This window comes from Vallitalea okinawensis (assembly GCF_002964605.1).
Lineage (GTDB): Bacteria > Bacillota > Clostridia > Lachnospirales > PQDH01 > Vallitalea_A > Vallitalea_A okinawensis.
On the sequence record NZ_PQDH01000044.1, the window covers coordinates 1 to 3,227 of the forward strand.

Sequence of the window (3,227 nt, forward strand, 5' to 3'; positions counted from 1 at the left end):
TTATAAATATGGAAGAAAAATCCAACTAACTATACATAGCCAGATTGGATTTTTACACAATTAATGTTACACTCCCGATTGAAACTAAAATAATTCTCTCCCCTTTTACAATACCTATTTCCTTCTACGATTTTTAGTATCATAAACCACTTCAAGAATAATCATTAGCGTACATAGCAAAAACATAATAAATAAACTAATTGGCATATATGCACTAACGAAGTTCTCTAAATTAATTGTCATAATAAACTTATCAATGAGTATAAGACAAAATATGAATACCAAAGATAAGTTTACATAGACACCCCATAGAATAATCCATATACTGATTCTATGACTTATATTCTCAAAGAAAAATAATCTAGAGATTCTTTTATCGATATGCATACTTAATACCATACTTTCACGATTAGCTAATCCAAAAAGTGTAGCATAAAATAATACAAAACCAAGGATTAATGCTTTTCCTATCCCATCTGGTACATATGCAAGCGTTGCAAAATGTATCCCCATCAATATAATATACTTAATTGTTAACTTCATGAGGCATCTCCTCTGTTATCAAATAGTTACTAATAATAATCAAATATTAGGTAAAATATAATTTAATCATTAGAACTGATAGCTCCATCTTCGATAACCATCCATGGGATGTCTTCACTATTAGAACTGTATAGTGACCATGTAGCAGAAGGTGTATCTGAAACCGTAATTGGTTCATCGAATACTAATATTACAGGAGAATCACTGCCGTTATCTTTTTCGATGCCGTCTAATCTATTATCTAGTTCTTTATTAATAAGTTCCTGAGTCTCCTTAATAGCGTCTTCCATAGATATTTTTTGCTCAGTAGTTATATCTTTTTCTATAATGAGTTCTTCGGACTGAGATGATTGGTTTTCAAATTCTTGCGGTCGTTTCTCCAGTTCTATTAAGTTACTATCCAGCGCGTTTTCAGATGAATATTCATTTTGGTTAAGATGACTTCTTAGGTCATACTCTTCGTAAGTGGTTTTATTAGAACATCCGCTCAAGGTAGTAATCATCACTATAATGAGTAGTGCGGTTAGTTTGTATTCCATACGATAATCCTCCCTACATTAAACTTTTGCTGTGATGTTATCTAAGTCTCTTAGGTAGTTACTTAATCGTCCAATAGATTCTTCACAGTGAGATTTACACCTTGCAACAGCTTTATCAAAAAGGATAGGGTAGTGATCTTCCTCAGAGAAAAAGTAAACCTTAAAGTTAACACTTGTAGGACTAAAGTAAATTCTGCTATTAAGACTAGCCCTAGATATAGTATCTTTGGTACTAAAGGTTATTTTAGTAATATCTTTATAGATTATCTCTTGCTTAACCTTTGAGATATTTACTCCAGATTTATCGAATCTGATCTCTGTTTTATAGATGTTCTTAAGTTCTATTTCTTTAATAATTCACACCCCCTCTAAACTAATTGTGTAAATTATATCACAATATACATTAAATTGGAATTTATTGAAGTTGAGAAAACTGTGCTGTAACAAAAATATTGTACAAGCATATAGTGAAGTAAGACCAATAGAAGGAAGTGTTTTTATTATGTCATTTAAATCTGAATGCAAATATAAGACGATAACTGAGCGTGAATGTGAGTGTTCTATCAGTTCTGTTAGGACAATTACTGGAAATTTTAGTCTAGAATGTGGTAATTGCATAAAGATATTTGAAAGTGACGAGCCTGTGGAAATTAATATGGAAATAGGGCAAAGTGGCACCTTGAATGATTGTAGGATTATGGTCATTGTAGAATTAGAAAATGATGAAGACTTGGTATTCGAAATTCCTAAAAACAATATCCTTAGTACCGGTAATGAAATTTTTTTCATAACTAAAGCTGCACGTAAAGTAACGATAGAATGTAAAAGTGATAGTTTAGATGTGGGGAATTGTAGGGGTTTCTGGACTTTAAATATTATTTTAAGAGGATCTGAAACTAATCCAAATTGTGAATGTCCTGTAGAAAACGAGCTCATCGGGAATTCATTTTTAGAGCTACAAAGTGGTGAGAATCAGGTAATATTTCAAAGCAATGAACCTACTGAGATGTCAATGAATATAGATTTAGAACCAAATACAGATCAATGTACCCTAACTGTCATTGTAGAATTAGTAAATCGCTCATGTTTAAAATTTATTTTGCCAACACCAATTTCACCTGTTTCAAATGATATAGCATTTTATAGTAAAAATGTAGTCAAAGTAACTTTAGAATGTCTTACTTTGACGAGTTGCTTCGTTATTTGGGATAGTGTTATATTTTTAAGAGGGGCATGAATTCAAGCTAGTTAAATGAACTGATATAGAATATGTTAAATACATCATGATTCATATACTGAGCATGATGTATTTGTATATAGACCAAATATCTTAAAAAAATAACTATAAATCTTTTTGACTGTTTTATAAATCAAAAGAACCTTATATCTTAAATAAGGTCCATGACATCGCATTTTTGTTATATCTAATTTCACACATCTTAATTCGATAATTTATCTCAGTTTCGCAAACATATCTGTAAAATATCTTTCCACATTGCTTCATCTCTTCAGTACTTTGAACTTTCAATTTACAAGAATAAGTTTCGTCATTTTCAGTTATTCTGAACTTAAAAGGTATCATAGATCCATTTTCTTTTGTCCAAGTAATCACGTCAATTGGTTTATTTAATACATTCATTTATATCACCTTCCATATATTCATAATACACAAACATACATTCTGTGTCAGGTTCATTAAATAAAAAGTTAGCCTAGTATTTATACTAGAATCTAGGTAATATTCTTTTACTATATATAAGATTCAATTATGTTACATTATATGTTATAATTTAACATGATTATTCATGCAAGAACTGTGGTTTCATATTATCTCAATTATACTACAATTCAGTAAAGTTAAGGGAGTGTTAAAGATGATAGACGTATTAATAACAATAAACAAAAATCAAATACAACATTCAATCAATAATAAAGTAGTAAGTACTATGAATGAGATCGTTCTCTTATTAGAATCCACCGCATCTCCAATTTCCATAGGGGAGATAACAGAGATAGAGCTAAAAAATCGAATGCGAGAAAAGTTATCCACTGAGAGTGAAAAGACTACATTAAAGCTTTATAGTAAAGAAGATCATGATCGTATAAGAGAAGCAATCAAATTATCAAAAGATGATGTATTAAACA

At 30.1% G+C, this 3,227-nt stretch carries 5 protein-coding genes; 2 read left to right on the plus strand and 3 right to left on the minus strand.

What is annotated here, in order from left to right:
• Window positions 1–114: 114 nt before the first annotated feature.
• Window positions 115–543, minus strand: a complete 429-nt coding sequence (locus C1Y58_RS26150; protein ID WP_105620098.1) for a hypothetical protein — start codon at window positions 541–543, stop codon at window positions 115–117.
• A gap of 62 nt (window positions 544–605) precedes the next feature.
• Window positions 606–1,082, minus strand: a complete 477-nt coding sequence (locus tag C1Y58_RS26155) for a hypothetical protein (RefSeq protein ID WP_105620099.1) — start codon at window positions 1,080–1,082, stop codon at window positions 606–608.
• A 502-nt stretch (window positions 1,083–1,584) separates the two neighbouring features.
• Here C1Y58_RS26155 and C1Y58_RS26160 point away from each other — a divergent pair.
• Window positions 1,585–2,319, plus strand: coding sequence for a hypothetical protein (locus C1Y58_RS26160; protein ID WP_105620100.1), 735 nt, complete (start codon window positions 1,585–1,587; stop codon window positions 2,317–2,319).
• 144 nt (window positions 2,320–2,463) lie between these two features.
• On the opposite strand, the gene C1Y58_RS26165 is transcribed toward C1Y58_RS26160, so the two are convergent.
• Window positions 2,464–2,721, minus strand: a complete 258-nt coding sequence (locus tag C1Y58_RS26165) for a hypothetical protein (RefSeq protein WP_105620101.1) — start codon at window positions 2,719–2,721, stop codon at window positions 2,464–2,466.
• A 235-nt stretch (window positions 2,722–2,956) separates the two neighbouring features.
• Here C1Y58_RS26165 and C1Y58_RS26170 point away from each other — a divergent pair.
• On the plus strand, window positions 2,957–3,227 hold a 271-nt coding region (locus C1Y58_RS26170), incomplete at its 3' end, for a hypothetical protein (protein WP_157950300.1).

What these genes read in the sequence shown, in the direction of transcription:
- C1Y58_RS26150 (WP_105620098.1), bottom strand. Translation starts at nt 543, where the DNA reads ATGAAGTTAACAATTAAGTATATTATATTGATGGGGATACATTTTGCA.
- C1Y58_RS26155 (WP_105620099.1), bottom strand. Translation starts at nt 1,082, where the DNA reads ATGGAATACAAACTAACCGCACTACTCATTATAGTGATGATTACTACC.
- C1Y58_RS26160 (WP_105620100.1), top strand. Translation starts at nt 1,585, where the DNA reads ATGTCATTTAAATCTGAATGCAAATATAAGACGATAACTGAGCGTGAA.
- C1Y58_RS26165 (WP_105620101.1), bottom strand. Translation starts at nt 2,721, where the DNA reads ATGAATGTATTAAATAAACCAATTGACGTGATTACTTGGACAAAAGAA.